Below are 24,453 nucleotides of genomic sequence, written 5' to 3' on the forward strand. Positions count from 1 at the left end.
CGCGTTGCGGCGCCAGCCGGGTTACTCGGACTTCGGCTTGTCGGCCGCGGCCGGCGTCACGGCGATGCCGGATTTGATTTCGGTATTGGCCTTGGGCTCTGGAGCACTCTCGGGCTTGGCCTCGGTTTTGGGTTCGGGTTTGGGCTCCGGCTTGGCTTCGGTCTTCACCGGCTCGGGCTTGCTGTCGGTCCTGGCCTCCGAAGGCTTTGCCTCGGACGGTTTGGCGTCCGAAGGCTTCGTATCCGAGGACTTGGTGTCGGAAGGCTTGGTATCGGAAGGCTTGGCGGTACGGCGCTGCTGAGGCTGGCGCTTCTGATCCGCCGCCGGCGCCGCACCGGCCGATTCAATATAGCGGGCCAGCAAATTGGCCGTCTCCCGGCTCGCCGTGTAGTGCTCGCGCAGAAAGCCCTGCAGCCCGAACAGACCACCAGCTTTGGCCAGCCCCTGCGGGCTTTTGTGGCAGATGGCGCAGTCGGAGGCGAAAAGCTGTTGCGCCGACTTGCCCCGGTCGAGGTTGTCCTGGGCGCAGGCCGGCGCCGCCATCGTCAGCATGGCCAGTCCCGCCAGGCGGAAAACTCTCAGTCCCATCAACGTCATCGCCGCCGATCCCTCTGTCCTGGGCCCAAAGAGCGCGCCCAAAATACGCAGCCCCGGCCCTCCCTTTAGCCGATCGCCCCGCCCGGCCGCACCGTGGCTCCATAGCGGATTCACAAGGACTTGTGACCACCCGATTGGGCCGGAACAAGGCTCGGGCCCTGCCAATCCTGCATGCAGCGTCGCAATTTGCGGCATTGCTGAGGCATTCAGTCTTTGGTTGAATACCGCCTGTTGCAACCGGCCGCCGCCGGGCCGGTTAACGCATCGCGCGGGTACGACGCGCGATCGGTGTCCGAGTGATGTCGGGCGGATGGATGCGGCCGATGGACCGGTTGCTTCGTTTCTTACTGAAGACGTTTATCCGGCGCGGCAATTTCCGGGTCACCACGTCGCGCGGCACCGTCCTCATTTTCGGCGACGGCTCCGGGCCGCCGGTATCGGTGCGCTTTGCCACCCGTGCCGCCGAATGGGGCATCCTGCTCGACCCCGAGCTCAAGCTCGGCGAGTCCTACATGAACGGTACATTTGTCGTCGAGGAAGGCTCCATCGCCGATGTGCTGGCGATCGCGCTCGGCCAGGACAGCGAAGTGCCGCACTGGGCCAAGCCGCAGTTCCTGATCCGCTATCTCTGGCGCCGCATCAAGCAGTTCAACCCGCGCAAGCGCTCGCGGCAGAACGTCGCCCATCACTACGACCTCGACGGCCGGCTCTATTCCCTCTTCCTCGATGCCGACCGGCAATATAGCTGCGCCTATTTCGAGCGGCCGGACCAGTCGCTCGACGATGCGCAACTGGCCAAGAAGCGCCATCTGGCCGCCAAGCTGCGCCTCTCGCCCGACCGCAAGGACCTGCGCATTCTCGACATCGGCTGCGGCTGGGGCGGGCTCGGCCTCTATCTGGCCGAATACGGCAACGCCAATGTCACCGGCATCACCTTGTCGCAGGAACAGCACGCCGTCGCCAACGAGCGGGCCGTGGAACGCGGCCTGTCGGCGCGCGCCCGCTTCATCCTCCAGGACTACCGCGACCTGAACGACAGCTTCGACCGCATCGTCTCGGTCGGCATGTTCGAGCATGTTGGCGTCAATCACTTCGAGACTTACTTTAACAAAGCCGCCGAACTCCTGAAGGACGACGGCGTCATGGTGTTGCACTCGATCGGCCGTTCCGAGGGGCCGAGCGTCACCAATCCGTGGATTTCCAAATACATTTTCCCCGGCGGCTACATCCCGTCGCTGTCCGAGGTGCTGCCGAAGATCGAAAAATCCGGCCTGCTCGTCACCGATATCGAAATCCTGCGGCTGCACTACGCCGAAACCCTGAAGCACTGGCGCGAGCGTTTCCTCGCCCACCGCGAGGAAGTCGAGCGCATCTACGACCGACGCTTTGTCCGCATGTGGGAGTTCTACCTCGCCGCTTCCGAAATGTCGTTCCGCGAGCAGGATATGATGGTGTTCCAGATCCAGCTCACCAAACGGCAGGATGTGGTGCCGATCACCCGCGACTACATCATGCGCGAAGAACAGCGCCTGCGCGTGCTGGAAGACCGGCGTCAGGTGCCTTTGCGTCTGGCCGGCGAATAGGCCGTTCCGGATTGCCGAGCGAATTCAACGCCGGCGCTGATCGCGCCGGCTTTTTTGATGCGCCGCTCGTACCGGCGTCAGGTCAACCGATTTCGCGCGATGCATTCGCTTGTACCGGCACACGCTGTGGACAGCGGCAATAAGGCGAATGCGCCATCGCGCCGCCGGGTCTGCGTGGTTAAGCAAGCGTGAACAAAAATCCGCCGCACAAGCGCCGCACGCAAACTCATGGCCCCAGTCGAATCAGTCCTTCGCAAACCGGTCTCTGCCCCGCTCGGCAAAGAACCGGACCCGCTTTACCGCACCGCACCGCACAACATCGAGGCGGAGCAGGCGCTGCTGGGCGCGATCCTGATCAACAACGAAGCCTTCTACCGGGTCTCCGATTTTCTCAAGCCCGAACACTTCTTCGAGCCAATCCATAACCAGATCTACCAGATCGCCGGCGACCTGATCCGCGCCGGCAAGGTGGCGACCCCGGTTACCGCCAAGACCTTCCTCGATTCATCGATCGTCATCGGCGGCCTGACGCTGAGCCAGTACCTTGCCCGCCTCGCCGCCGAAGCGACCACCATCATCAACGCCGAGGATTACGGCCGCACCATCTACGACCTGTCGATCCGCCGCGACCTGATCAAGGTCGGCGAGGACATGGTCAACGTCGCCTACGATGCGCCGGTCGATTTCGCGCCGCGCGCCCAGATCGAGGACGCCGAACGCAAGCTGTTCGAACTCGCCGAAGTCGGCCGCTACGACGGCGGCTTCCAGCGTTTCGGTCAGGCGCTCACCACCGCCGTCGACATGGCCGCGCACGCCTATCAGCGCGACGGCAAACTGTCCGGCATCGCCACCGGCCTTGCCGATCTCGACCGCATGATGGGCGGCCTGCAACCGTCCGACTTGATCGTGCTTGCCGGCCGGCCCGGCATGGGCAAGTCGTCGCTCGCCACCAATGTCGGCTACAACATCGCCAAGTCCTATGTCGGCGAGGTCAAGCCCGACGGCCACATGAAGGCGGTGAACGGCGGCGTGGTCGGCTTCTTCTCGCTGGAAATGTCGGCCGAACAGCTCGCCACCCGTATCATCGCCGAGCAGACCGGCATTCCGTCGAACCAGATCCGCCGCGGCTCGATCGGCGAAGCCGATTTCGAGCGCATCAAGGATGCCTCGATCGAGATGCAGAACATCCCGTTCTTCATCGACGAGACCGGCGGCCTGTCGATCGCGCAACTGTCGGCACGGGCGCGGCGCCTCAAGCGCCAGCGCGGCCTCGATCTGCTGATCATCGACTATCTTCAGTTGCTCACCGGTTCGTCGAAGCGCTCGAGCGAGAACCGCGTGCAGGAAATCACCGAGATCACCACCAAGCTCAAGGCGCTCGCCAAGGAGCTTCAGGTGCCGGTGATCGCGCTGTCGCAGTTGTCGCGTCAGGTCGAGAGCCGCGAAGACAAGCGCCCGCAGTTGTCCGACTTGCGTGAATCGGGCTCGATCGAACAGGACGCCGACGTCGTGCTGTTCGTCTACCGCGAAGAATATTACCACGTCATGCGCAAGCCGCTGGAGAGCGACCGCGAGAAGTTCGCGGCCTGGATGGCGGAAGGCGACAAGGTCGGCGGCAAGGCCGAAGTCATCATCGGCAAGCAGCGTCACGGCCCGACCGGCACGGTCGAACTCGGCTTCGACGGCTCGATCACCAAGTTCTTCACCTTGGCGCACAGCGATCATCTGCCTGAGCGGATGGAGTAGCGTCGTTATCCGGGCCCGCGCATTTCATGCGCGTCCGGGAATGACCGATTAATACGTCCACCCTTCCCCACCGCCCCGTGCGGCGCTAGCATCCCGGCAACAAAAAGACCGGGATGGAAATGGATACGTTCGATTACGTGATTGTCGGCGCAGGCTCCGCCGGCTGCGTGCTCGCCAACCGGCTGAGCGAAGATCGCAATGTCAGCATCTGCGTGCTCGAGGCCGGCCCCGCCGACTGGCACCCATACATCCACATCCCGGCCGGCTTCATCAAGACGTTCTACAACACACGCATCAACTGGTGCTATTCGCAGGAGCCCGGCGACTACACCAACGGCCGCCGCATCTTCTCGCCGCGCGGCAAGACGCTCGGCGGCTCGTCCTCGATCAACGGCCACATTTACAACCGCGGCCAGCGCAGCGACTTCGACACCTGGGCGCAAATCGGCAACCGCTCCTGGGGCTATGCCGATGTGCTGCCCTACTTCCGGCGCATGGAACGCCGCATCGGCAATGGCGACGACACCTATCACGGCCGCAACGGCGAACTGACCGTCACCGACATCGACTGGCGCGATCCCTTGTGCGACGCCTTCATCGACGGCGCCGTCAGCCTCGGCATCCCGCGCAACCCCGATTACAACGGCGCCATGCAGGAAGGCGTCTCATACGCCCAGCGCACCATCCACAACGGCCGCCGCATCAGCGCCGCCACGGCCTTTCTGCATCCGGCGATGAAGCGCGGCAACGTCACGGTGCGCACGCAGGCCCATGCCACCGAAATCGTGTTCGACGGCAAACGCGCCACCGGCATCCGCTACAAGGTTGGCGGGCGCGGCGGCGAAACGAAGGAAGTTCGCGCGCGCCGCGAGGTCATCCTCTCCGGCGGCGCCTATAATTCGCCGCAACTGCTGCAATTGTCCGGCGTCGGCCCGGCCGAGCTTCTCGCCGCGCGCGGCATCGCCGTAAAGCACGCCCTGCCCGGCGTCGGCGAAGGCCTGCAGGATCACTACGCGCCGCGCTCGGTGGCGCGGGTGAAGAACATCAAGACCATCAACCAGCGCGCCCGCGGCTTCAATCTGGCGATGGAAGCGCTGAATTGGGCGGTCCGGCGCCGCGGCATTCTCGCGCTGTCGCCGACCTTGGTTTACTGCTTCTGGCATTCCGGCGAAACGGCCGAGACCTCGGATCTCCAGCTCACCTTCACGCCGGCAAGCTACATGGAAGGCGAACAGGGCAAGCTTGAGCGCGAGCCCGGCGTCTCTGTCGCCTCGTGGCAGCAGCGGCCGGAAGCGCGCGGCCATGTTCGCATCCGCTCCAGCGATCCGTTCGAGCCGCCCGCGATCCAGACCAATTATCTCGGCCACGAACTCGACCGCCGCGTCACCATTGCCGGCATGAAGCTGGCGCGCCGCCTGCTCTCCTCCGTGCCGATGCAGCCTTATTACGACTACGAGGATTTTCCCGGACCGAATGTGCAGACCGACGATGAATTCCTGCATGCCGCGACGATGCGCGGACAGACCACCTTCCACCCCGGCTGCACCTGCCGCATGGGTCCGTCGACCGACAGCATGGCGGTGGTGGACGACACCTTGCGCGTCCACGGCCTCGAGGCCTTGCGCGTCGTCGATGCCTCGATCATGCCGCGCATGATCTCGGCCAATCTCAACGCCTCGACCCTGATGATTGCCGACAAGGCTTCCGACATGATTCGCGGCCGCCCCGCCCCGGAAGCAGCCACAATTGCCTGATTGAAATCGACCGGCATTCACGTGGACGCAACGCGCCGGGACCGTTAAACCTTGAACATGGCCACGATCGACCTCATTGAAACCGCCCCGCCGGTCGACACCGGTATCGTCGAAAAGGACGGCCCGCCCGCGGCGCAGGCCGGCGGCACGCTGACCATCGACCTCGGCGCCCTTGCCGCCAACTGGCAGACCTTGCGCCGCCGGGCCACGCCCGCCGAATGCGCCGCCGTGGTCAAGGCCAATGCCTATGGGCTGGGCATCGAGCCGGTCGTGCATGCGCTGGCCCGGGAAGGCTGCAAGACATTCTTCGTCGCGGACCTGAGCGAAGCGCGCCGTGTGCGCGCCGCCGCGCCCGACGCGGCGATCTATGTGCTCAACGGCGTGATGCCCGGCAGCGGGCCCGAGTTCTCGGTGATCAAGGCGAAGCCCGTGATCAGCTCGACGGTCGAGCTGGCCGAATGGGATGCCTATTGCGCTGCCTCCGGCTGGCGCGGCGGCGCGGCGTTGCATGTCGATACCGGCATGAACCGGCTCGGCGTCTCGATCAACGAAGCCGCGGCGCTCGCGCCGCGCATCCGCGCCGAGAACCACGGCATTCATCTTCTGATGAGTCACTTCGCCTGCGCCGAAGAGACCGACAATCCGCTCAACGAGAGACAGATCAAACTCTTCCGCGAGGTGCGCCTCCTCTATCGCGGCATTCCGTCATCGCTGTCGAACTCGTCCGGTATCTTCCTCGGCGATGCGGCGCATTGCGACGTGGTGCGTCCGGGCGTCGCGCTCTATGGCGTCAATCCGACGCCAGGCAAGCCGAACCCGATGCGGCCGGTGATCGATCTGAAAGCGCGCGTCATCCAGGTGCGCAGCGTGACGCGCGGCGAAACCGTGGGCTACAGCGCCACCTGGACGGCGCGGCGCGCAACGCGCGTTGCGGTGATCGCGGCTGGTTATGCCGACGGCTTCCTGCGCGCCTCCGGCTCGACCGATGAAACGCCCGGCGGCTCTGCGCTCGTCGCCGGCAGACTGTGTCCAATCGCCGGCCGCGTCTCGATGGACCTGTCCACGATCGATGTGTCCGACCTGCCGGAAGGCGCCGTGCGCCGCGGCGACATGGTGACCCTGATCGGCGACGACCTGCCCCTCGACGAGGTCGCCCGCGGCGCCAGCACCATCGGCTACGAGGTGCTCACGAGCCTCGGACGCCGCTATCACCGGGTGTATCGAAGGGACTGATCCTCGGTCATTCCATTACGCGTGCAGCGCGGACCCGGAATCCATGTCCCCTGCTGCGGCGTATGGACTCCGGGCGCGCGGCCTCAGTCGCGCTCCGAATTGACGGGCTTGGGACTTCGTTTACGAATGTTCTTGTAATGTTCTCATACGGGCTTTAGCCTGCCTGCGACCATTCGGGAACGATTCCGCCTATGCCGGCCTGTCATGTCTAAGCGCCATCTCGCCTTTGTCTGCCAGAACTGCGGCGCCGCGGCTTCTCGCTGGCAGGGCCGCTGCGAGGCCTGCGGCGAGTGGAACTCGCTAACCGAGGAAGGCGGCGACAAGCCTGTCGGCCCGCGCAAGCCGGCCAAAGGCCGCCTGTTCAAGCTCGAGCCCCTCACTGGCGAAGCCAAGGACGCCCCGCGCCTGCCCTCGGGCCTGTCCGAACTCGACCGCGTCACCGGCGGCGGCTTCGTCCGCGGCTCGGTGATCCTGATGGCCGGCGATCCCGGCATCGGCAAATCGACCTTGCTGATCCAGGCCAGTGCCGCGCTCGCTCGCGCCGGCCACCGCGCCGTCTACATCTCCGGCGAGGAAGCCGCCGCCCAGGTGCGGCTGCGCGCCGAGCGGCTCGGCCTGTCCGATGCGCCGGTCGAACTCGCCAGCGAGACCTCGGTCGAGGACATCATCGCCACTTTGTCCGAAGGCAAGGTGCCGCGGCTCATCATCATCGACTCGATCCAGACCATGTGGACCGACGCGGTCGAAAGCGCGCCCGGCACCGTGACGCAGGTGCGCGGCGCGGCGCAAACCTTGATCCGCTTCGCCAAGCGCTCCGGCGCCGCGGTGATCCTGGTCGGCCATGTCACCAAGGATGGCCAGATCGCCGGCCCCCGCGTCGTCGAGCATATGGTCGATGCCGTGCTCTCCTTCGAGGGCGAAGGCTCGCACCAGTTCCGCATCTTGCGCGCGGTGAAGAACCGCTTCGGCCCGACCGACGAGATCGGCGTCTTCGAGATGACCGGTGCGGGCCTGCGCGAGGTGAGCAATCCGTCCGAACTGTTCCTGTCGGAGCGCGATCTCGGCTCGCCCGGCACCGCGGTGTTCGCCGGCATGGAGGGCACGCGGCCGCTGCTGGTGGAAATCCAGGCGCTGGTGGCGCCGACCTCGCTGGGCACGCCGCGTCGCGCGGTGGTCGGCTGGGATTCGAGCCGGCTGGCCATGGTGCTGGCGGTGCTGGAGGCGCATTGCGGCGTGAAACTGGGCGGCTACGACGTCTATCTCAACGTCGCCGGCGGCATGCGCATCAACGAACCGGCGGCGGATCTGGCCGCCGCGGCGGCGCTGATTTCGTCGCTGGCCAATTCGCCGCTGCCGGCCGATGCCGTCTATTTCGGCGAGGTGTCGCTGTCCGGTGCGATCCGGCCGGTCAGCCACAGCCCGGCGCGGCTCAAGGAAGCCGCCAAGCTCGGTTTTGCCCGCGCCGTCATGCCGGAGGCCGCCCGCGGCGAGGCCGGCGATCCGGCGATCCGATTCATGACCGTGGGTCAGCTTTCCGGCCTGGTGGCGGATATAGCGGCACTGGGAAAACCCCGCCCGGTTGCCGAACCCCGGCGAAAAGACGGATGACGGCCCGGTGACGCCCCGCTATAGAAGGCGCGCGCGAGGCCGGCCCGCCAGCGGGCGAGAGGCGCCCGGCCGCGGGCAAAAAAGAGCCTGACACAAAGCACTTAGAACCGATATTGACGCCGTGCCCGCAAGCCGCCAAGAGGCTTGGGGAAACGAAAGCTTTGGATTCGCCGTGCCGGCCACCCGTCGCAAGGGGCCGCGCCAACGCCAATTCGCGGAGCGCTTGGAAAAGCCTGGCATGCCGGTCACCTTGCTCGACATCCTGCTTCTGGTCGTAATGCTGATCTCCGGGCTGCTCGCCATGATCCGCGGGTTCATGCGCGAGGTCCTCTCGATCGCGGCCTGGGCCATCGCGGCCTTGGTCACGCTGTATTCTTTCTCCAAGGCACTGCCGATCGCTCAAGGCTACTTCTCCAGCAATACGGTTGCGACCGCGGTCACCATCGGCGCCATCTTTGTCGCAACGCTGCTCATCGTCTCCATCATTACGGTCCGGATTTCGGACATGGTGCTCGATAGCCGGGTCGGTGCACTCGACCGCACGCTCGGTTTCCTGTTCGGCCTCGGCCGCGGTCTGTTGATTGTGGTGGTGGCCTACCTGTTTTTCGACTGGCTGGTTCCCGAGCGCAGTCAGCCGGCCTGGATCAGCGGCGCCAAGTCAAAGGTTGTGCTCAAGAGCACAGGGGATTGGCTCAAGGGCATGTTGCCGGATGACCCCGAAAGCACCATCTTACAAAAGCTGAAGCGGCCGAAGCCGGCCGATCAGGATGCTCCTCCCGACGGGGCGCCGGAACGCCGTTCGGAGCTGGGCTCGACTGTGCGCATGGCTGCGGTTTTGCAGCCGGACCCTAGACTGGGAACCCGCTAATGCCAGAACAGACGCAAGACCAGGTCTCCGGCGGCGATGCGGTCGATCCGCAGAAACCGGAGCAGGACCTCGATCTTTATGCCGACCGGCTGCGCGAGGAATGCGGCGTCTTTGGCATCTTTGGTCACCCCGACGCTGCCGCCATCACCGCGCTCGGCTTGCATGCGCTCCAGCATCGCGGCCAGGAAGCCGCCGGCATCGTCTCCTTCGACGGCAAGCGCTTCCACTCCGAACGCCGCCTCGGCCTTGTCGGCGATACGTTTTCGAAGCGGGACGTGATCGACCGTCTGCCCGGAAACCTGTCCATCGGTCATGTCCGCTATTCCACCACCGGCGAGACCATCCTGCGCAACGTCCAGCCGCTGTTCGCCGAACTTGACGGCGGCGGCTTCGCCGTCTGCCACAACGGCAACCTGACCAACGCCTTGACCATGCGCCGCCAGCTCATCCGCGACGGCGCCATGATGCAGTCGACCAGCGACACCGAGGTGATCCTGCACCTCGTCGCCCGCGCCCGGCGCAACCGTTTCGTTGACCGCTTTATCGAGGGTCTGCGCCAGCTCGAAGGCGCCTACGCCTTCGTCGGCATGACCAACAAGAAGCTGGTCGGCGCCCGCGATCCGCTCGGCATCCGGCCGCTCGTCGTCGGCCGGCTCGACGGCTGCCCGATCCTGGCGTCGGAGACCTGCGCCCTCGACATCATCGGCGCCGAATATGTGCGCGACGTCGAGCCCGGCGAAATCGTGATCTTCGACGACGAAGGCGCGCAGTCGCACAAGCCGTTCCCGCCGCAGACGGCGCGGCCCTGCATCTTCGAGTACATCTACTTCGCCCGCCCCGACTCCATCGTCGGCGGCCGCCACGTCTACAACGTACGCAAGGCGATGGGCATGGAGCTTGGCCGCGAAGCGCCGGCTGCGGCCGACGTCGTCGTGCCGGTACCGGATTCCGGCGTGCCCGCCGCGCTCGGCTTCGCGCAGGAAAGCGGCATCCCCTACGAGCTCGGCATCATCCGCAATCATTATGTCGGCCGTACCTTCATCCAGCCGACGCAAGCGATCCGCGATCAGGGCGTGCGCATGAAGCACTCGGCCAATCGGGCCGTGGTCTCGGGCAAGCGTATCGTACTGGTCGACGACTCCATCGTGCGCGGCACCACCTCGCGCAAGATCGTTCAGATGATGCGCGATGCCGGCGCCAAGGAAGTGCATTTCCGCATCTCGTCGCCGCCGATCAAGCATCCGGACTATTACGGCATCGATACGCCGGACGCCGAAAAGCTGCTCGCCGCCACTCATGATCTCGAAAGCATGCGCCAGTTCATCGGCGCCGACAGCCTCGCCTTCCTGTCGGTCGACGGCATTTACCGCGCCATGGGCCTGCCCGGCCGCGACAACGTGCGCCCGCAATTCACCGACCACTGCTTCACCGGCGATTACCCGACGCCGCTAACGGATCTCGGCCAGCAGGATGCAGGCCCGCGTCAGTTGTCGCTGCTGGCGGAAGCGATTTAAGGCCGGCCGCTTGACCTCCACTGCCCCTCATGCTGAGGAGCGCTTCGAAGGAATGCGTCTCGCAGTATGAGGCCTCCTCCTTCGAGACGGCCGCGTCCCGTGGCCTCCTCAGGATGAGGTTCGACGGATGACCGCGCAAAAGCCGCTCACCGACAAGATCGCTCTGGTTACCGGCGCCTCGCGTGGCATTGGCGCAGCGCTGGCGCTGCAGCTGGCCGAGGCCGGCGCACATGTTGTCGCCGTCGCGCGCACTGTCGGCGGACTGGAAGAGGTCGACGACAAGATCAAGGCCGCAGGCGGCACCGCGACTTTGGTCCCGGTCGACGTGAAGGACATGGACGGCATCGCACGGCTGGCTTTGGCGCTCAATGATCGCTATGGCCGGCTCGACGTCATGGTCGGCAACGCCGGTATCCTCGGTGTGTTGTCGCCGCTGGCGCATGCCGAACCCAAGGACTTCGACAGCATCTACGCAGTCAATGTGAAGGCGAACTGGCAATTGATCCGCACCATGGACCCGCTGCTGCGCGCCGCGCCTGCGGGCCGTGCGGTGTTCATCACGTCCGGCCTCGCCTGGGCTGGGCGCGCCTATACTGGCGTCTACGGCTCCAGCAAGGCCGCGCTGGATGAACTGGCGCGTACTTATGCGGCCGAGACGGCGACGACCCATGTGCGCGTCAATCTGTTCAATCCCGGGCCGACGCGAACGCGCATGCATGCCAGCGGCTGGCCGGGCGTCGATCCCGAAACGCTGCCGGCGCCGGACGAGGTCGCCAAGGCCATCGTGCCGCTGTGCCTGCCGTCATGCAACGACAGCGGCAAGGTCTACGATTATCGCGCGGGCAAGTTTCTGACGTTCAAGGCGCCGGCGTAGCGGAGCCGTTATGCCCGCAAAATCGGGCATCCGGTGACCCAAGCGCCTTCGATAGACTGCTGCGACAGCGATAACCGGTTCATCGCTTTCGTCGGTAATGGCGCGCGATGCGCCCTCTCAATTCTTCCACTTCGCCTTCCCCTCATAGGGGTTGGCCTTCTCGCGCAGCATCAGCCGCACCGGCGTGCCCGGCAATTCGAAGGCCTGGCGCAACGAATTGACGAGATAGCGCTTGTAGGCGTCGGGTACGGCATCGGCGCGCGTACAGAATACGACGAAGCTCGGCGGCCGCGACTTCACCTGGGTGATGTAGTTCAGCCGCAGCCTGCGGCCCGACACCGCCGGCGGCGGGTGCGCGGAGGTCGCGTCCTCAAACCAGCGATTGAGGGCGCTCGTTGAAATGCGCCGGTTCCAAACCGCATGCGCATCAATGACCGCCTGCATCAGGCGGTCGAGGCCCTCACCGGTCAGCGCCGACACCGCGACCAGCGGTACGTCCGGCAATTGCGTCAGTTTCTCGCGCGCTTTCTCACGCAGCTTCGAAATGTCGCCGGGATTGCGCTCTTTAAGGTCCCACTTGTTGACCGCGAGCACCACCGCGCGGCCTTCGCTCTCCACCAGGTCCACAATCTTCTGGTCCTGCTCCTCGAAGGCGTTGTCGACATCGAGCAGCACGACCACGACTTCGGCGAAGCGGATGGCGTTGAGCGTTTCGCCGACCGACAGCTTCTCAAGCTTTTCTTCGACGCGCGAGCGACGGCGCAAACCGGCCGTGTCGTGCAGGCGGAATTTCTCGCCGTGCCAATCCAGATCGACGGCAATGGAATCGCGCGTCGTGCCGGCTTCCGGCGAGGTGAGCAGCCGCTCCTCGCCGATCAGGCGATTGATCAAGGTCGATTTGCCGGCATTCGGCCGGCCGACAATGGCGACGCGGATCGGATGGGGACCGTCCTCATCCTGCTTGGCTTCAAGCACCTCCGCGGTTTTTTCCGGCAAGGCCTCGCGCAAGGCATCATAGAGATCGGGCATGCCTTCGTTGTGTTCGGCCGATAACGCCACCGGTTCCCCGAGACCCAGCGAATAAGCGTCCAGCCGCCCGGATTCGCCCGCCTTGCCTTCCATCTTGTTGGCGATCAGCACCGCCGGCTTGCCCGACTTGCGCACCAGCGCCGCGAAAGCGCGGTCGTCCGGCAGCGCGCCGGCGCGCGCATCCATGACGAAAAAGACCGCGTCGGCCTGCGCGATCGCGGTCTCGGTCTGCGCGCGCATCCGTCCGGAGAGCGTCTCGGCGCCGGACTGCTCGAAGCCGGCGGTGTCGATCACGGTGAAATCGAGATCGCCGAGCCGCGCTTCGCCCTCGCGGCGGTCGCGCGTCACGCCCGGCCGGTCATCGACCAGCGCGACGCGCCGGCCAACCAGCCGGTTGAACAGGGTCGATTTGCCGACATTGGGCCGGCCGACAATGGCGACGGTGAAACTCATGGTGTGCCGTTTCGCGCCTTCGCGCGGTCCTTGAAAAGCGGACCTGCGCGACTCTAGCGCTGGAACGTACCGGAGGGCTGCGGCGCTGGCCATGCGCCGCCCGACGATGACGTCGTGCCTTGCGCCGGAGCCGGCCAGCCGGATGACGGAGCCTGTTGCTGTGTCGCCTGCGGCGCGGGCGCCTCCTGCGATTGGACCGGAGCGACCGGGGCCGCAGCGGCCCTCGGCGCGGGTTTAGGGGCCGCGCGCTTGACCGTCCTCTTGGGAGCCGGTTTCGGCTTTTCCGGCTCCACCGGCGCAGCAGCCGGTTGCTGCGGAGCCGACGCGGCGGCATCGGCACCCGCGGCCGTCTGGGCGCCCATCCGGTATTCCTGCGGAATGCCCTGGGTCACACCGGGCACGCCTTCGGGAAACACGTCCTTGCGCTCACCGGGCAGCTTCTTCTTTTCGTTCAGGCCGAAGATATCGAGGTTATCCGGATCGAAATTGGCGCAGCCGGACAGAGCCGGCGCGGCGAGCACCAGCAGCGTCCACAAGGCAAAGCGTGGCAGACTGCGCATCTTGCTCCTCAACCCTTCTTGCCGTCGGCAGCGGCCTTGCCTTCGCCCGCGATCAGCGCGGACAGCACTTCAACGCGCTGGCGCGAGCCGGGCGGCGTCTCGGCATCGGCTGAAATCATGTCGATATAGCGTCTCGTCTCGGCAACATCATTGGCGCGGAACGCCGACAACGCCAGCAGTTCGCGCGCGGTGTGCCGGTAAGGCCGGCCCGCCGCGGTGATTGGTTCCAGACGGCTGCGCAGGTCGGCATATGGCGCGCTATCGACCAGCAGCAGCCCGGCGCGCACAGCGGCGAGATCCTGCCAGAGCGGACCAAGCGAACCATCGGCGGCAATGGCGCCATAGGCTTTCACGGCTTCTTCCGGCTTGCCGGGGTTCGCGGCTGCGAGTTCGGCCGCGGCGCGGAACCGGGCCAGCACGGCATAACCTTTCGGCGCCTCGCCCGCGACCTTGGCAAAGGCCTTTTCGGCCTCGGCGTGCTTGCCCTGCTCGCTGAGCGTCACGGCGTCTTCGAAGGCCGCTCCGGCAACCGACGCCTTCTGGCCGACGTAATATTCATAAGCGCGCCAGCCGCCGATGCCGGCGACAATGAGCACAGCCACGGCGATGATGACGAGGCTATAGCGGTCCCACAGCGCTTTCAGCTTCTCGCGCCGGACTTCCTCGTCAACTTCGTTGAAAATATCGGCCACGAATGGCTCCCCGCACCTTCAAAAACCCGCCCAGCCCTGGCCGGGCGCAAGCGGCGTAACCTAGCGGTATGGCGGCCGCAAGGCAAAAAGTGTCCCAGACAACCGTTAAGATTCAGAGGGTTAGGCGCCTCCGCCGCCTCCTGAGGAGCGGCCGAAGGCCGCGTCTCGAAGGATGGGCGGCCACATGGCTCGAGACGGGCCTGCGGCCCGCCTCACCATGAGGTCGAAAGACGCCGCCTTAGCCCTTCTTTTTCATCGGATAAGTGTGCTCGGGCGCCGGGAAGGTCCGGGCGCGGACCTCGGCGGCATAATCGGCCATCGCCTTCTCGATGCCGGGGCCGAGGTCGCCGAAACGCTTGACGAATTTCGGCACCCGCGGCGTCAGGCCCAGCATGTCCTCCATCACCAGCACCTGACCGTCGCAGGCGACCGAGGCGCCAATGCCGATCGTCGGGATGGCAACCGCTTCGGTGATCTTGCGGCCGAGCGGCTCGGCGATCGCCTCCAGCACCACCGAGAAGGCGCCGGCCTGAGTGACGGCCAGCGCATCCTGTTCGATCGGCGCCCAGTCGGTCTCGTCACGCCCTTGAGCGCGGAACGAGCCGATGGTGTTGATCGATTGCGGCGTGAGACCGACATGCGCCATCACCGGCACGCCGCGCTCGACCAGAAAGCGGATGGTCTCGGCCATGCGCGCGCCACCTTCCATCTTGATGGCGCCGCAGCCGGTTTCCTTCATGACGCGCGCCGCACTCATGAAGGCCTGCTCCTTCGACGCCTCATAGGTGCCGAACGGCATGTCGACGACGACGAGCGCGCGCTGCGAACCGCGCATGACCGCATGACCCTGCAGGATCATCATGTCGAGTGTGACCGGCACGGTGGTCTCGAGCCCGTGCATCACCATGCCGAGTGAATCGCCAACCAGAATGACGTCGCAATACTTGTCGGCGAGGCGCGCGGTGTGGGCGTGATACGACGTCAGCATCACGATGGGCTCGCCGCCCTTGCGGGCGCGGATATCGGGCGCGGTGAAGCGCTTGATCTGTTCCTGTACAGACACGTCCTAGTCTCCCGGGCAGTTTAACTGCGCAGCCGCCTTACTTGCTAAAGACGGGCACGCCGATGACGTACGGATGGAAATAGAAGGCGAGCGCGGCATAGAGCGCGAGGCCGGCGACAACGACGATGATGTCGTTGCGATAGCCGGACGGCGCGGTCACGGGGCCATTGTCGCCGCGCTTCTTCGCCGCGATCCGCGCCATGACGCCCCAGGCCAGGAATGAACCGAACAGCAGGATCGAGCCGAGATCGCCGTTAGCGAGAAGATGCGCCAGCGCCCAGGTCTTGACCGCGGTCAGCATCGGATGCTTGAGCCGCGTCTTGATATGGCTTGGGATGTAGGTGGCGACGAAGAAGATCGCCGCGAACAGCATCAAAGTCGCGGCAATGTGGCGCATGAAGACCGGCGGATACCAGACGTCGATCCAGCCGGTGGCACGGTATTGCGCGAAGCCCCAGATGATGAGCACCAGCCCGGCGAGCGACACCAGCGAAAAAGCAATACGATAACCATTGGTACCGAGGCGCTCGATCGCCGCCGCGCGTGCATCGCGCCGGGTCACGAACAGATGCGAGGCGTGAAACACCGCCAGTCCGACGATGAGGCACATCAGACCCAAATTATTGCCCATCGCTTCCACCCGCTAACGCATTGACGCCGCTATTGGCGGCGCAGTAGAGGCGATGATGGCCGCCAATGCAAGCCGTTTGCCGCACTGCAACCGCGCGCCCGATGCGGCACCACCGGCCATCTTTCGCTTGCCGCGCGCAGCGCCAATGCAGATATTTCTGCCGACAGGTCAAGCAAGACAAAACGCCGAAACGTGGAGGAAACATCGATGCTGAAACGGATCGCGCTCGGCCTGCTGGCCGTCGCCGCATTGGCCCTGCCCGCGCAGGCGCAGACTTCCGCGCCCGCCTGGCCACCGAAGAATGTGCGCATCATCGCGCCGTTCGGGGCCGGGTCGACGCCCGACATCGTGGCGCGCCTCATCGCCGAGCAACTCGGCAAGCAATATCCGAACTCGACCTTCGTCGTCGAAAACAAGGCCGGCGCCTCCGGCAATACCGGCACCGATATTGTCGCCAAGGCGACGCCCGACGGCACCACCATCGGCGTCTCGATCGGCGGGCCGCTGGCAATCAACACGCTTCTGTTCTCGTCGCTGCCCTACGATCCGAAGAAGGACATTGCGGCGGTGACGCAGCTGATCACCCAGCCGAGCGTTCTTGCGGTATCGAACGATCTCGGCGTCAATTCGGTGAAAGAGCTCGTCGCGCTGATGAAGGCCAACCCGGGCAAATATAACTTCGCCTCCATCGGCAACGGCTCGCTGTCGCATCTGGCCATGGAAGCGGTGGCCATCAAGGCGGGCACAAGGCTCGTCCATATTCCTTACAAGAGCTCGCCCGAAGCCATCCTCGCCGTCATTCGTAACGACGCGCAGATGGCCTGCCTGCCCGCGATCTCGGTGATGTCGCAGGCCAAGGACGGCAAGGTGAAGGCGCTCGCGGTCTCGACCGCCGAACGCTCGCCTTATATTCCCGACCTGCCGACGCTGAAGGAAAGCGGCATCGATATCGACGCCGACGCGTGGATGGGCCTGATCGCGCCGGGCGGCACGCCGAAGCCGATCGTCGATGCCATCAACAAGGACGTCGTCGCCATCATCAAGCTGCCTGAGGTGAAGGACAAGCTGGCCGTGCAGCTCATGGCGCCGGTCGGCAATACGCCGGAACAGTTCCGCGCCCGCATCGACGGCGAGATCGAGCGCTGGGCACCGGTGATCAAGGCCGCGGATGTGAAGGTGAATTGAAACGCACAACGTGCCGTCTCAGCGGTCGGCACTAAGGCGGAAGTTCATCTCGATTTTCGGCTCGGACCGCCCGCTCGCCAGTTGCCACGGCGCATAACCGGGCGTGGGCCCGGGATCGCGCGGCAAGTCAATCGGCCACGTCTGCTGTTGCACGCCCGGCAAGGCCAGAGTGACCGATCGCGCACCTGTTTTCAGACTGAGCGTCACATGGGCGCGGATGACGGGCCGGCCTTCATCGGTGCCCTGCCACGCTGGCCCGAGTGCGGGCTCGAGAGTCTGCGATCCCTCCTTCACAGCGATATGAACGCCGGTTGGATCGGCCGGCAGCGACATGCCGGACGGCAGCCTGAATTGCAGCTCCAGCGTCATGAAACCACGCGTCATGTAAGGCGAGCGGATCAGTTCGTACCACGCCCCCCACGCCAGAAGGGCCAGGACCGCCACAACCACGATGGCGAAGGGGCGCGAGACGCGCTTCCGTTTCGGCGCCCTTGATGGGCCGGCCACCCCCGCATCCGCCGGCGCCTCGGCTGTCATCCCGAATTTGAGATACAGCAACACCCCGGCGACAAAGCCGATGACGCCGCCGATTGGCCCGATATTAAAGAACGCGCCCATGGCAACGCCGCCATCGCGGTCCGGACCCGCCAGCGCCATGACCAGCATGGCGAGCGCAAACCAGCCGGCGAGCGCACCGAGGATACCCGAGAGAAACCCGATGATGAAACGCATGGCGGCCCCGTCCCGACACTAGGGAGAGGCTGACGCTTTTTCCGCCGAAGAACAAGGCGCGAATGCGCAACCGAAGAGCGGCGCATCAAATTGCCCGTCATCGCCCGCGAAAGCGGGCATGAGGCCGAGAGCCCGAAGCCTACTCCGCCTTCTTCACGTCCTTGATGTCGGTGAAGACGATGCCGGGCGCGCGCTCGCCGGTGTAGTCGAGAATGAACTGGTTGCGCGCCATGAACACCTTGTCGCCATCAAGATCTTCGGCGCAGGACGAGTAATTGGCCTGCACAAAATCGTTCAGCTTCTTGTCGTCGTCGCAGGCGATCCAGCGCGCGAGCTGGAATTCCGGCTGATCAAAACCGATCTCGAGGCCGTATTCGTCCTTGAGCCGTACCTTCAGCACGTCGAGCTGCAGCGAGCCGACGACACCGACCATGGCCGGCGCGCCATCGAGCGGGCGGAAGACCTGCACGACGCCCTCTTCGGCCATCTGCTGCAAGGCCTCTTTGAGCTTCTTCGCTTTCATCGGATCGCCGAGCTTGACGCGGCGCAGGATTTCCGGCGCGAACATCGGCACGCCGAGAAACTTGATGTCCTCGCCTTCGGTCAGCGTATCGCCGATGCGCAAGGTGCCGTGGTTCGGAATGCCGACGACGTCGCCGGCGAAGGCTTCGTCGGCAATCGAGCGGTCCTGCGCGAAGAAGAACTGCGGCGCCGACAGAGTCATCGGCTTGCCGGTGCGCACCAGCTTGGCGCGCATGCCGCGGCGCAGCCTGCCCGATACCAGCCGCGCGAACGCGATGCGGTCGCGGTGGTTCGGGTCCATGTTGGCCTGGATCTTGAAGACGAAGGCCGACATGTTGTTCTCTTCCGGCTCCACCGTGCGCGTGGAAGACGCCTGCGGCCGCGGCGGCGGCGCAAAATCAGCGAGCGCATCGAGCAAATCCTTGACGCCGAAATTCTTCAGCGCCGAGCCGAAGTAGACCGGCGTCAGATGTCCTTCGCGGAAGGCAGCGAAATCGAACGGCTTGCACGCCTCCTTGATCAGCGACAGCTCTTCGGCAATCGCATCGGCGTCCAGCATCGGATTCTTCGCCGCCAGCATCTTCAAATCGAGTGGTTGAGATGGCGCGTCCTTGGAGTCCTCCACCATCAGCCGCATGTCGCCGCGGCGGACGTCATAGGTGCCGGCGAAGTCGCGGCCCATGCCGATCGGCCAGGTCATCGGCGTGGTGTCGAGCGCCAGCGTCTTCTCGATCTCGTCGAGGATTTCGAACGGGTCGCGGCTTTCGCGATCCATTTTATTGATGAAGGTGATGATCGGAATGTCGCGCAGACGGCACACCTCGAACAGCTTGCGCGTGCGCGCCTCAATGCCCTTGGCGGCGTCGATCACCATCACCGCGCTGTCGACGGCGGTGAGCGTGCGATAGGTGTCTTCGGAGAAGTCTTCATGACCCGGCGTGTCGAGCAGGTTGAAGACGCGGCCGTTGTAATCGAAGGTCATCACCGAGGTGACAACCGAAATGCCGCGCTCCTTTTCGATCGACATCCAGTCCGAGCGGGTCGAGCGGCGGTCGCGCTTGGCCTTCACCTGACCGGCGAGGTTAATGGCACCGCCGAACAGCAGGAGCTTTTCGGTCAGCGTGGTCTTGCCGGCGTCCGGGTGCGAAATGATCGCAAAGGTGCGGCGGCGGTCGACCTCCGCCGCCAGCGGCGACGAATTGCGCAGTTTCGGGCCCGAATCGGCCATTTCGGCGGTCTGATCCATGGCCGGGCATGTGGCAGGGAAAGCGCCTTATTTCAAGGCTTTTCCCTGCTTCCTGTCCGGTCTGACGAACCCCAGGCGGCCCGTTCAGGCCGCTTTGGCCGCGGCATCCACCGGATGCTTCTTGCGGGTGCCGACGGCAATGCGGTTCCAGACATTGATAGCGCCGATCACCATGATGATCTTGGCGATATCGGATTCCGAGAAATACCGGCGCAGTTCGTCGTAGTCGGCATCCGGCGCGCGGGTCTGCGCCAGCAGGGTCAAGGAGTCGGTAAAGGCCAGCACCGCCCGCTCCTCGTCGGAGAACACGGTGGACTCGTGCCAGGCCGACACCAGATTGATCCACTGCTCGGAGAGGCCGTCGGCGCGCGACTCCTTGGAGTGCATATCGACGCAATAGGAACAACCGTTGATGATCGACGCGCGCAGCTTGATGAGGTGGAACAGCCGCATCGGCAGACCACTGTTCTTGCAGTGCATCTCCAGCGCGATCGCCGCCTTCATGGCGTCCGGCGCGACAGTGGCGAAATCGAAACGGGTCTTCATGGCTCTACTCCTGTTACGGGTTGGTTGATCGATTGCGCTCGTGGAGATCGAAGAAGGCGCAGGTGCGCGCGGTAATCGCCTTGCCCAGTTCGCTGCCACCGCGGCCACCCAGATCGGCGATGGTGACCTGCTTCAGCTCCGCGCGGTACGCCCGTTCGGCCTTGAGCATCGCAGCGTTCACCGCGCAGGGCGACTTGAAGAAGTGGCTCGCGACCGGGCTCGGCCCGCGCTGACGGATCTCTGCGCAGCGGAAGGCGGGCTCAGGCCCTTCCACGGCAAGCACGACATCGAGCAGTGTGATCTTGTCAGCCGGTTTCGCCAGACGATAACCGCCTTTCGGCCCCGGCACGGATTCCAGAAGCCCTGCCCCGGCCATGGCCTGCAGATGCTTCAGGAGATAGCTCGGCGATACGCCGTGGAATTCCGCCAGCGCCTGCGCTGACAACACGCCCGTCTCCGACAGGCCGGAGAGCAGCAACACGCAGTGGATCGCCTGTTCGACGCCTTCGCCGAGTTTCATGATCTTGCCTTTCGTGGATATTATTTATCCATGATTAAGGGCGAATGCAAGCGTGCCCGTCGAGACCATGCCGGAACCTCCCTTCAAGCGGTGGCGATTTGCGCCAACCTTATCAATTGTTTCGAAAGAACCCGCTCCTACAGTGCGGTATCTTATTAAGGAAGCGCCAATGGACCATCCGGACCACCAAGACAAAACTGCACTCAACGACCTCTTCGACGACGCCCTCGCACAGACCCGCGTCATGCCGCGCCGCCATTTCCTCGCAGCCGGCGCCGGCGCTTTCGCCGCCGCCTATGCCGGCGAGGCGATTGCTGCCCCCGCGCCTGCCGCGGCTACCGAACAAGACCGCGCCTACATGCGTCAGGCCATCGCGCTGATGCGTAAGGCCGGCGTCGTCGATCGCACTGGCGGCCCGTTCGGCTGCGTCATCGTACGCGACGGTCAGATCCTCGCCGCCGAGGGCAACAGCGTGCTGCGCGATAACGATCCTTCCGCGCATGCCGAGGTCAACGCGATCCGCGCGGCGTGCAAGAAGGTCGGCCAACCGAACATCAAAGGCGCGGTGATGTTCACGAGCTGCGAATGCTGCCCAATGTGCTACGCGACGGCCTATTGGGCGCGCGTCAGCAAGATCTATTACGCCGCCGCCTGGACCGACTATGCCGACCTGTTCGACGATTCCAACATCGCGCAGGACATGAAGCGACCCTACGCCAAGCGCACCGTTCAGGTCGCGCCGCTGTTGCGCAGCGAGGCGCAGCAGGTCTGGCAGGAATTCCGCAAGCTGCCCGATCGCGCCAGGTACTGAGGCATCTCAGGCTCCAAAAAATGAAAAGCCCCCGCTCATCGCGGGGGCTTTTTTATTGGTCGCGTTGGACGTCTAGCTTTGGACCAGCGCCCCGCCCGGCTCCTGGGCTTCGCCCTCCAAAATCGGATGCGCCATGGCATGGTGCAGCGCCGCCTTGTCGAGTTCGCCCTCGGAGCGGCTGATGACGATGCAGGCGACGCCGTTTCCGATCAGATTGGTAAGCGCACGGCATTCGCTCATGAACTTGTCGATGCCCAGCAGCAGCGCCAGCGAGCCGATCGGAATATCCGGCACGATGGCGAGCGTCGCCGCCAACGTCACGAAGCCCGCGCCGGTCACGCCGGACGCGCCCTTCGACGTGATCATGGCAATGCCGAGAATGCCAAGCTCCTGCCAGATGGTCAGGTGCGTGTTGGTCGCCTGCGCCAGGAACAAGGTGGCCAGCGTCATGTAGATGTTGGTACCGTCGAGGTTGAACGAATAGCCGGTCGGAATGACCAGACCGACGACGGGACGTGAAGCGCCGAGATGCTCCATCTTCTGGATCATCTGCGGCAGCACGGTTTCAGACGACGACGTACCGAGCACGATCAGCAATTCATCCTTGATGTAGCCGATGAAGCGGATGATCGAGAAGCCGGCCATGCGCGCGATGGCGCCAAGCACCAGCAGCACGAACAGCAGGCTGGTCAGGTAGAAAGTGCCGATCAGCGCGATGAGCTTGGTGAGCGAGCCGATGCCATAGGCGCCGATGGTGAAGGCCATGGCGCCGAAAGCGCCGATCGGCGCCACGCGCACCACGATGCGGATGATGCCGAAGAACACTTTGGCCGCCTGGTCGATGGCGTTGGCGATCGGCTGGCCGCGCTCGCCGAGTGCAGCGATCGCGAAGCCCGACAGAATCGACACCAGCAGCACCTGCAGCAGGTCGCCGCGCGCCAGCGCACCGACATAGCTGTCCGGAATGATCGCCAGCAAATGCGCGACGATGCCGTCTTCCTTGGCTTTCGTCACATACGTCGCGACCGACTTCATATCGAGCGAAGCCGGATCGATATTGAAGCCGGCGCCGGGCTGCAGCAATTCGCCGACGATGAGGCCGATGGCGAGCGCCAGGGTCGACACGATTTCGAAATACAGCAATGTCTTGACGCCGACGCGGCCGACGCGCCGAAGATCGCCCATCGACGAGATGCCGTGCACCACGGTGCAGAAAATGACCGGCGCGATCATCATCTTGATCAAGGCGATGAAGCCATCGCCGAACGGCTTCATCGCCTTGCCGAGATCGGGCCAGAAATGGCCAAGCGCGATGCCGATTGCGATGGCGATCAGAACCTGGATGTAGAGAATGCGGTACCATGGGTTACGTGGACGCGCGGCTGTGGCCGGCGCCGGAATGGCAATTTGCGACATGTTGCTTCTTCTTGCTCGAAGGGACGTTTCGCCGACGGCATAGGCCCAAGCATCGGATCGTCGCAAGCAATCCAAAAGGATGAGACCTTCACATCCGCTTGAAGAAGATGGAGAAAATCGACCTTGGTCACACTCGACCAAAGGCGTAGTAAATGGGGTCAGGCCATTGGCTGATGGCGGAAATCGATGCCGCGCGTCAGGCGCTCAGGCCGGCAAGGCACGCATCGTCGCGCCGATGCAGACGATGGCCATGATCGCCGGAAGCGCCCAGCGCAGATGCCTCTGCAGGGCCAGCCAGGCCGCAACATGACCGCGCTCTGCCGCGATCAGCCGCGACAGCACGACGTCCGACAGCAGGACGACGATCAGATAGAAATAGCCCAGCGATATGATCTGCGCGACCGGCGTATTGAGCGAGATAGCGCCCGGAAAACTCGCCTCGAACGTGAAGCTGAGTGCGGCAAGCGCCAGCATCGACGAGAAGATTTGCGTGCCCTTCTCCTTGCCGGTCAATTCCGGCGTCCACAGGATGAAGATCGACACCGTGAGCACTGCGAGGATCGGCACGAAGATGCGCAGGATGTATTGCTCGGAATGGCGCAACACCTGAACGGTTGCGTTGAGCCGCGAATAGAAACGCGCGTTCCAGCCGACCGCTTCCTCGTTGGCAAAACGCGGCCGTTCCGCTTTCCAGTCGGCAACCGACAGCGTGTTCTCGACGTCCGACAGCTTGCGATCTTCTTCGGTTGCCAGCAGAATCGCTTCCTGCTTGGCGTAACGCGGCAGCGACATCGACAAGGTCAGGTTCTGGCGGTCAAATGGAAAGGCCGCAAGGTTCATGGCGAAGCGGAAATCGCTTTCGTAACGCTCGATCAGCGTGACATCGCCATCTGAATGGACAGACACCGCCATGGTGCGGGACGTCTTATCGCCAGTCTGGTTGTCGACCGCGAGCTGCGGCGTCCAGATGGTTTTGAGATAGGCGTCGGCGTCCGGCCCGACATAATCGGCGCGTGCAAAGCCGCGCGCGATCGGATCGAAACGCAGCCGACTGTCGGTCCAGCGCTGCGTCACCTCGATGGACAGGCGGCCCTGCCCCGCAACTTCCGCGATCCTGAGAATGTTGAGCACGCGCAACGCGACGCGCACGCGCACCGGCAATTCGCCGGGCGGCAGCGCTGTCACCGCCGTCATCGACGGCGTATCGGCCGCCTTCGCCGGCAGCGTGGCAATGGCTGCCGCGAGCAAGAGAAGAACTGCGAGCAGCCGC

General features: G+C 64.6%; 22 protein-coding genes. 10 read left to right on the forward strand and 12 right to left on the reverse strand.

Annotation, left to right across the window (positions count from 1 at the left end; translation table 11 throughout):
- Nucleotides 1–21: 21 nt before the first annotated feature.
- Nucleotides 22–597, reverse strand: coding sequence for a hypothetical protein (locus tag DXH78_RS19945; RefSeq protein WP_168192843.1), 576 nt, complete (start codon nt 595–597; stop codon nt 22–24).
- 323 nt (nt 598–920) lie between these two features.
- Between DXH78_RS19945 and DXH78_RS14595 the strand changes: the two genes are divergently transcribed.
- The 8 genes from DXH78_RS14595 (at nt 921) to DXH78_RS14630 (ending at nt 11,777) form a co-directional block, all read left to right on the forward strand.
- On the forward strand, nt 921–2,180 hold the full coding sequence (locus DXH78_RS14595) for a cyclopropane fatty acid synthase (protein ID WP_115518493.1): 1,260 nt from the start codon (nt 921–923) through the stop codon (nt 2,178–2,180).
- A 228-nt stretch (nt 2,181–2,408) separates the two neighbouring features.
- Entirely contained in the window at nt 2,409–3,926 is a 1,518-nt protein-coding gene (locus DXH78_RS14600; RefSeq protein ID WP_115517976.1) for a replicative DNA helicase, read from the forward strand.
- Nucleotides 3,927–4,045: 119 nt separating this feature from the next.
- Complete coding sequence (locus tag DXH78_RS14605) at nt 4,046–5,680, forward strand: GMC family oxidoreductase (protein ID WP_115518494.1); 1,635 nt, start codon at nt 4,046–4,048, stop codon at nt 5,678–5,680.
- A 57-nt stretch (nt 5,681–5,737) separates the two neighbouring features.
- Nucleotides 5,738–6,913 (forward strand): alanine racemase, encoded by a 1,176-nt coding sequence (gene alr / locus DXH78_RS14610; protein ID WP_115518495.1) that lies wholly within the window; start codon nt 5,738–5,740, stop codon nt 6,911–6,913.
- Nucleotides 6,914–7,117: 204 nt separating this feature from the next.
- On the forward strand, nt 7,118–8,521 hold the full coding sequence (radA, locus tag DXH78_RS14615) for a DNA repair protein RadA (RefSeq protein ID WP_115517977.1): 1,404 nt from the start codon (nt 7,118–7,120) through the stop codon (nt 8,519–8,521).
- A 238-nt stretch (nt 8,522–8,759) separates the two neighbouring features.
- On the forward strand, nt 8,760–9,389 hold the full coding sequence (locus DXH78_RS14620; protein WP_115518496.1) for a CvpA family protein: 630 nt from the start codon (nt 8,760–8,762) through the stop codon (nt 9,387–9,389).
- A complete protein-coding gene (gene purF, locus DXH78_RS14625; protein ID WP_115517978.1) occupies nt 9,389–10,903 on the forward strand; it encodes an amidophosphoribosyltransferase in 1,515 nt (504 codons plus the stop codon). The genes DXH78_RS14620 and purF overlap by 1 nt, the downstream gene beginning before the upstream one ends.
- Nucleotides 10,904–11,030: 127 nt before the next feature.
- Nucleotides 11,031–11,777 carry an SDR family NAD(P)-dependent oxidoreductase gene (locus DXH78_RS14630; RefSeq protein WP_115517979.1) on the forward strand — a complete coding sequence of 249 codons (747 nt, stop codon included), beginning with the start codon at nt 11,031–11,033 and terminating at the stop codon, nt 11,775–11,777.
- Nucleotides 11,778–11,894: 117 nt separating this feature from the next.
- Here DXH78_RS14630 and der read toward each other — a convergent pair whose 3' ends face one another.
- The 5 genes from der to DXH78_RS14655 form a co-directional block, all read right to left on the reverse strand.
- On the reverse strand, nt 11,895–13,259 hold the full coding sequence (der, locus tag DXH78_RS14635; protein ID WP_115517980.1) for a ribosome biogenesis GTPase Der: 1,365 nt from the start codon (nt 13,257–13,259) through the stop codon (nt 11,895–11,897).
- Between the two features lie 53 nt (nt 13,260–13,312).
- On the reverse strand, nt 13,313–13,819 hold the full coding sequence (locus DXH78_RS14640) for a hypothetical protein (RefSeq protein WP_115517981.1): 507 nt from the start codon (nt 13,817–13,819) through the stop codon (nt 13,313–13,315).
- An 8-nt stretch (nt 13,820–13,827) separates the two neighbouring features.
- Nucleotides 13,828–14,511: a tetratricopeptide repeat protein gene (locus DXH78_RS14645; protein ID WP_115517982.1), complete on the reverse strand. Its 684-nt coding sequence runs from the start codon at nt 14,509–14,511 to the stop codon at nt 13,828–13,830.
- 238 nt (nt 14,512–14,749) lie between these two features.
- The gene (gene panB / locus DXH78_RS14650; RefSeq protein WP_115517983.1) at nt 14,750–15,574 is read right to left on the reverse strand and encodes a 3-methyl-2-oxobutanoate hydroxymethyltransferase; all 825 of its coding nucleotides are present in this window, start codon (nt 15,572–15,574) and stop codon (nt 14,750–14,752) included.
- A 37-nt stretch (nt 15,575–15,611) separates the two neighbouring features.
- Complete coding sequence (locus DXH78_RS14655; RefSeq protein ID WP_115518497.1) at nt 15,612–16,193, reverse strand: NnrU family protein; 582 nt, start codon at nt 16,191–16,193, stop codon at nt 15,612–15,614.
- A 219-nt stretch (nt 16,194–16,412) separates the two neighbouring features.
- Between DXH78_RS14655 and DXH78_RS14660 the strand changes: the two genes are divergently transcribed.
- Complete coding sequence (locus DXH78_RS14660) at nt 16,413–17,390, forward strand: Bug family tripartite tricarboxylate transporter substrate binding protein (RefSeq protein ID WP_245416882.1); 978 nt, start codon at nt 16,413–16,415, stop codon at nt 17,388–17,390.
- Nucleotides 17,391–17,408: 18 nt separating this feature from the next.
- On the opposite strand, the gene DXH78_RS14665 is transcribed toward DXH78_RS14660, so the two are convergent.
- The 4 genes from DXH78_RS14665 to DXH78_RS14680 form a co-directional block, all read right to left on the reverse strand.
- Nucleotides 17,409–18,122, reverse strand: a complete 714-nt coding sequence (locus DXH78_RS14665; RefSeq protein WP_115517984.1) for a hypothetical protein — start codon at nt 18,120–18,122, stop codon at nt 17,409–17,411.
- Between the two features lie 139 nt (nt 18,123–18,261).
- Nucleotides 18,262–19,890 (reverse strand): peptide chain release factor 3, encoded by a 1,629-nt coding sequence (locus DXH78_RS14670; protein WP_168192844.1) that lies wholly within the window; start codon nt 19,888–19,890, stop codon nt 18,262–18,264.
- 84 nt (nt 19,891–19,974) lie between these two features.
- Nucleotides 19,975–20,436, reverse strand: a complete 462-nt coding sequence (locus tag DXH78_RS14675) for a carboxymuconolactone decarboxylase family protein (protein ID WP_115517985.1) — start codon at nt 20,434–20,436, stop codon at nt 19,975–19,977.
- Between the two features lie 13 nt (nt 20,437–20,449).
- Complete coding sequence (locus DXH78_RS14680) at nt 20,450–20,956, reverse strand: RrF2 family transcriptional regulator (RefSeq protein WP_115517986.1); 507 nt, start codon at nt 20,954–20,956, stop codon at nt 20,450–20,452.
- Between the two features lie 169 nt (nt 20,957–21,125).
- Between DXH78_RS14680 and DXH78_RS14685 the strand changes: the two genes are divergently transcribed.
- On the forward strand, nt 21,126–21,767 hold the full coding sequence (locus DXH78_RS14685; RefSeq protein WP_115517987.1) for a nucleoside deaminase: 642 nt from the start codon (nt 21,126–21,128) through the stop codon (nt 21,765–21,767).
- A gap of 72 nt (nt 21,768–21,839) precedes the next feature.
- Here DXH78_RS14685 and DXH78_RS14690 read toward each other — a convergent pair whose 3' ends face one another.
- Nucleotides 21,840–23,183: a dicarboxylate/amino acid:cation symporter gene (locus tag DXH78_RS14690; protein ID WP_115517988.1), complete on the reverse strand. Its 1,344-nt coding sequence runs from the start codon at nt 23,181–23,183 to the stop codon at nt 21,840–21,842.
- Between the two features lie 204 nt (nt 23,184–23,387).
- Entirely contained in the window at nt 23,388–24,431 is a 1,044-nt protein-coding gene (locus DXH78_RS14695) for a ligand-gated ion channel (protein WP_245416883.1), read from the reverse strand.
- Nucleotides 24,432–24,453: the final 22 nt, after the last annotated feature.

The organism is Undibacter mobilis (assembly GCF_003367195.1).
In the GTDB taxonomy this organism is placed as follows: Bacteria; Pseudomonadota; Alphaproteobacteria; order Rhizobiales; family Xanthobacteraceae; genus Pseudolabrys; species Pseudolabrys mobilis.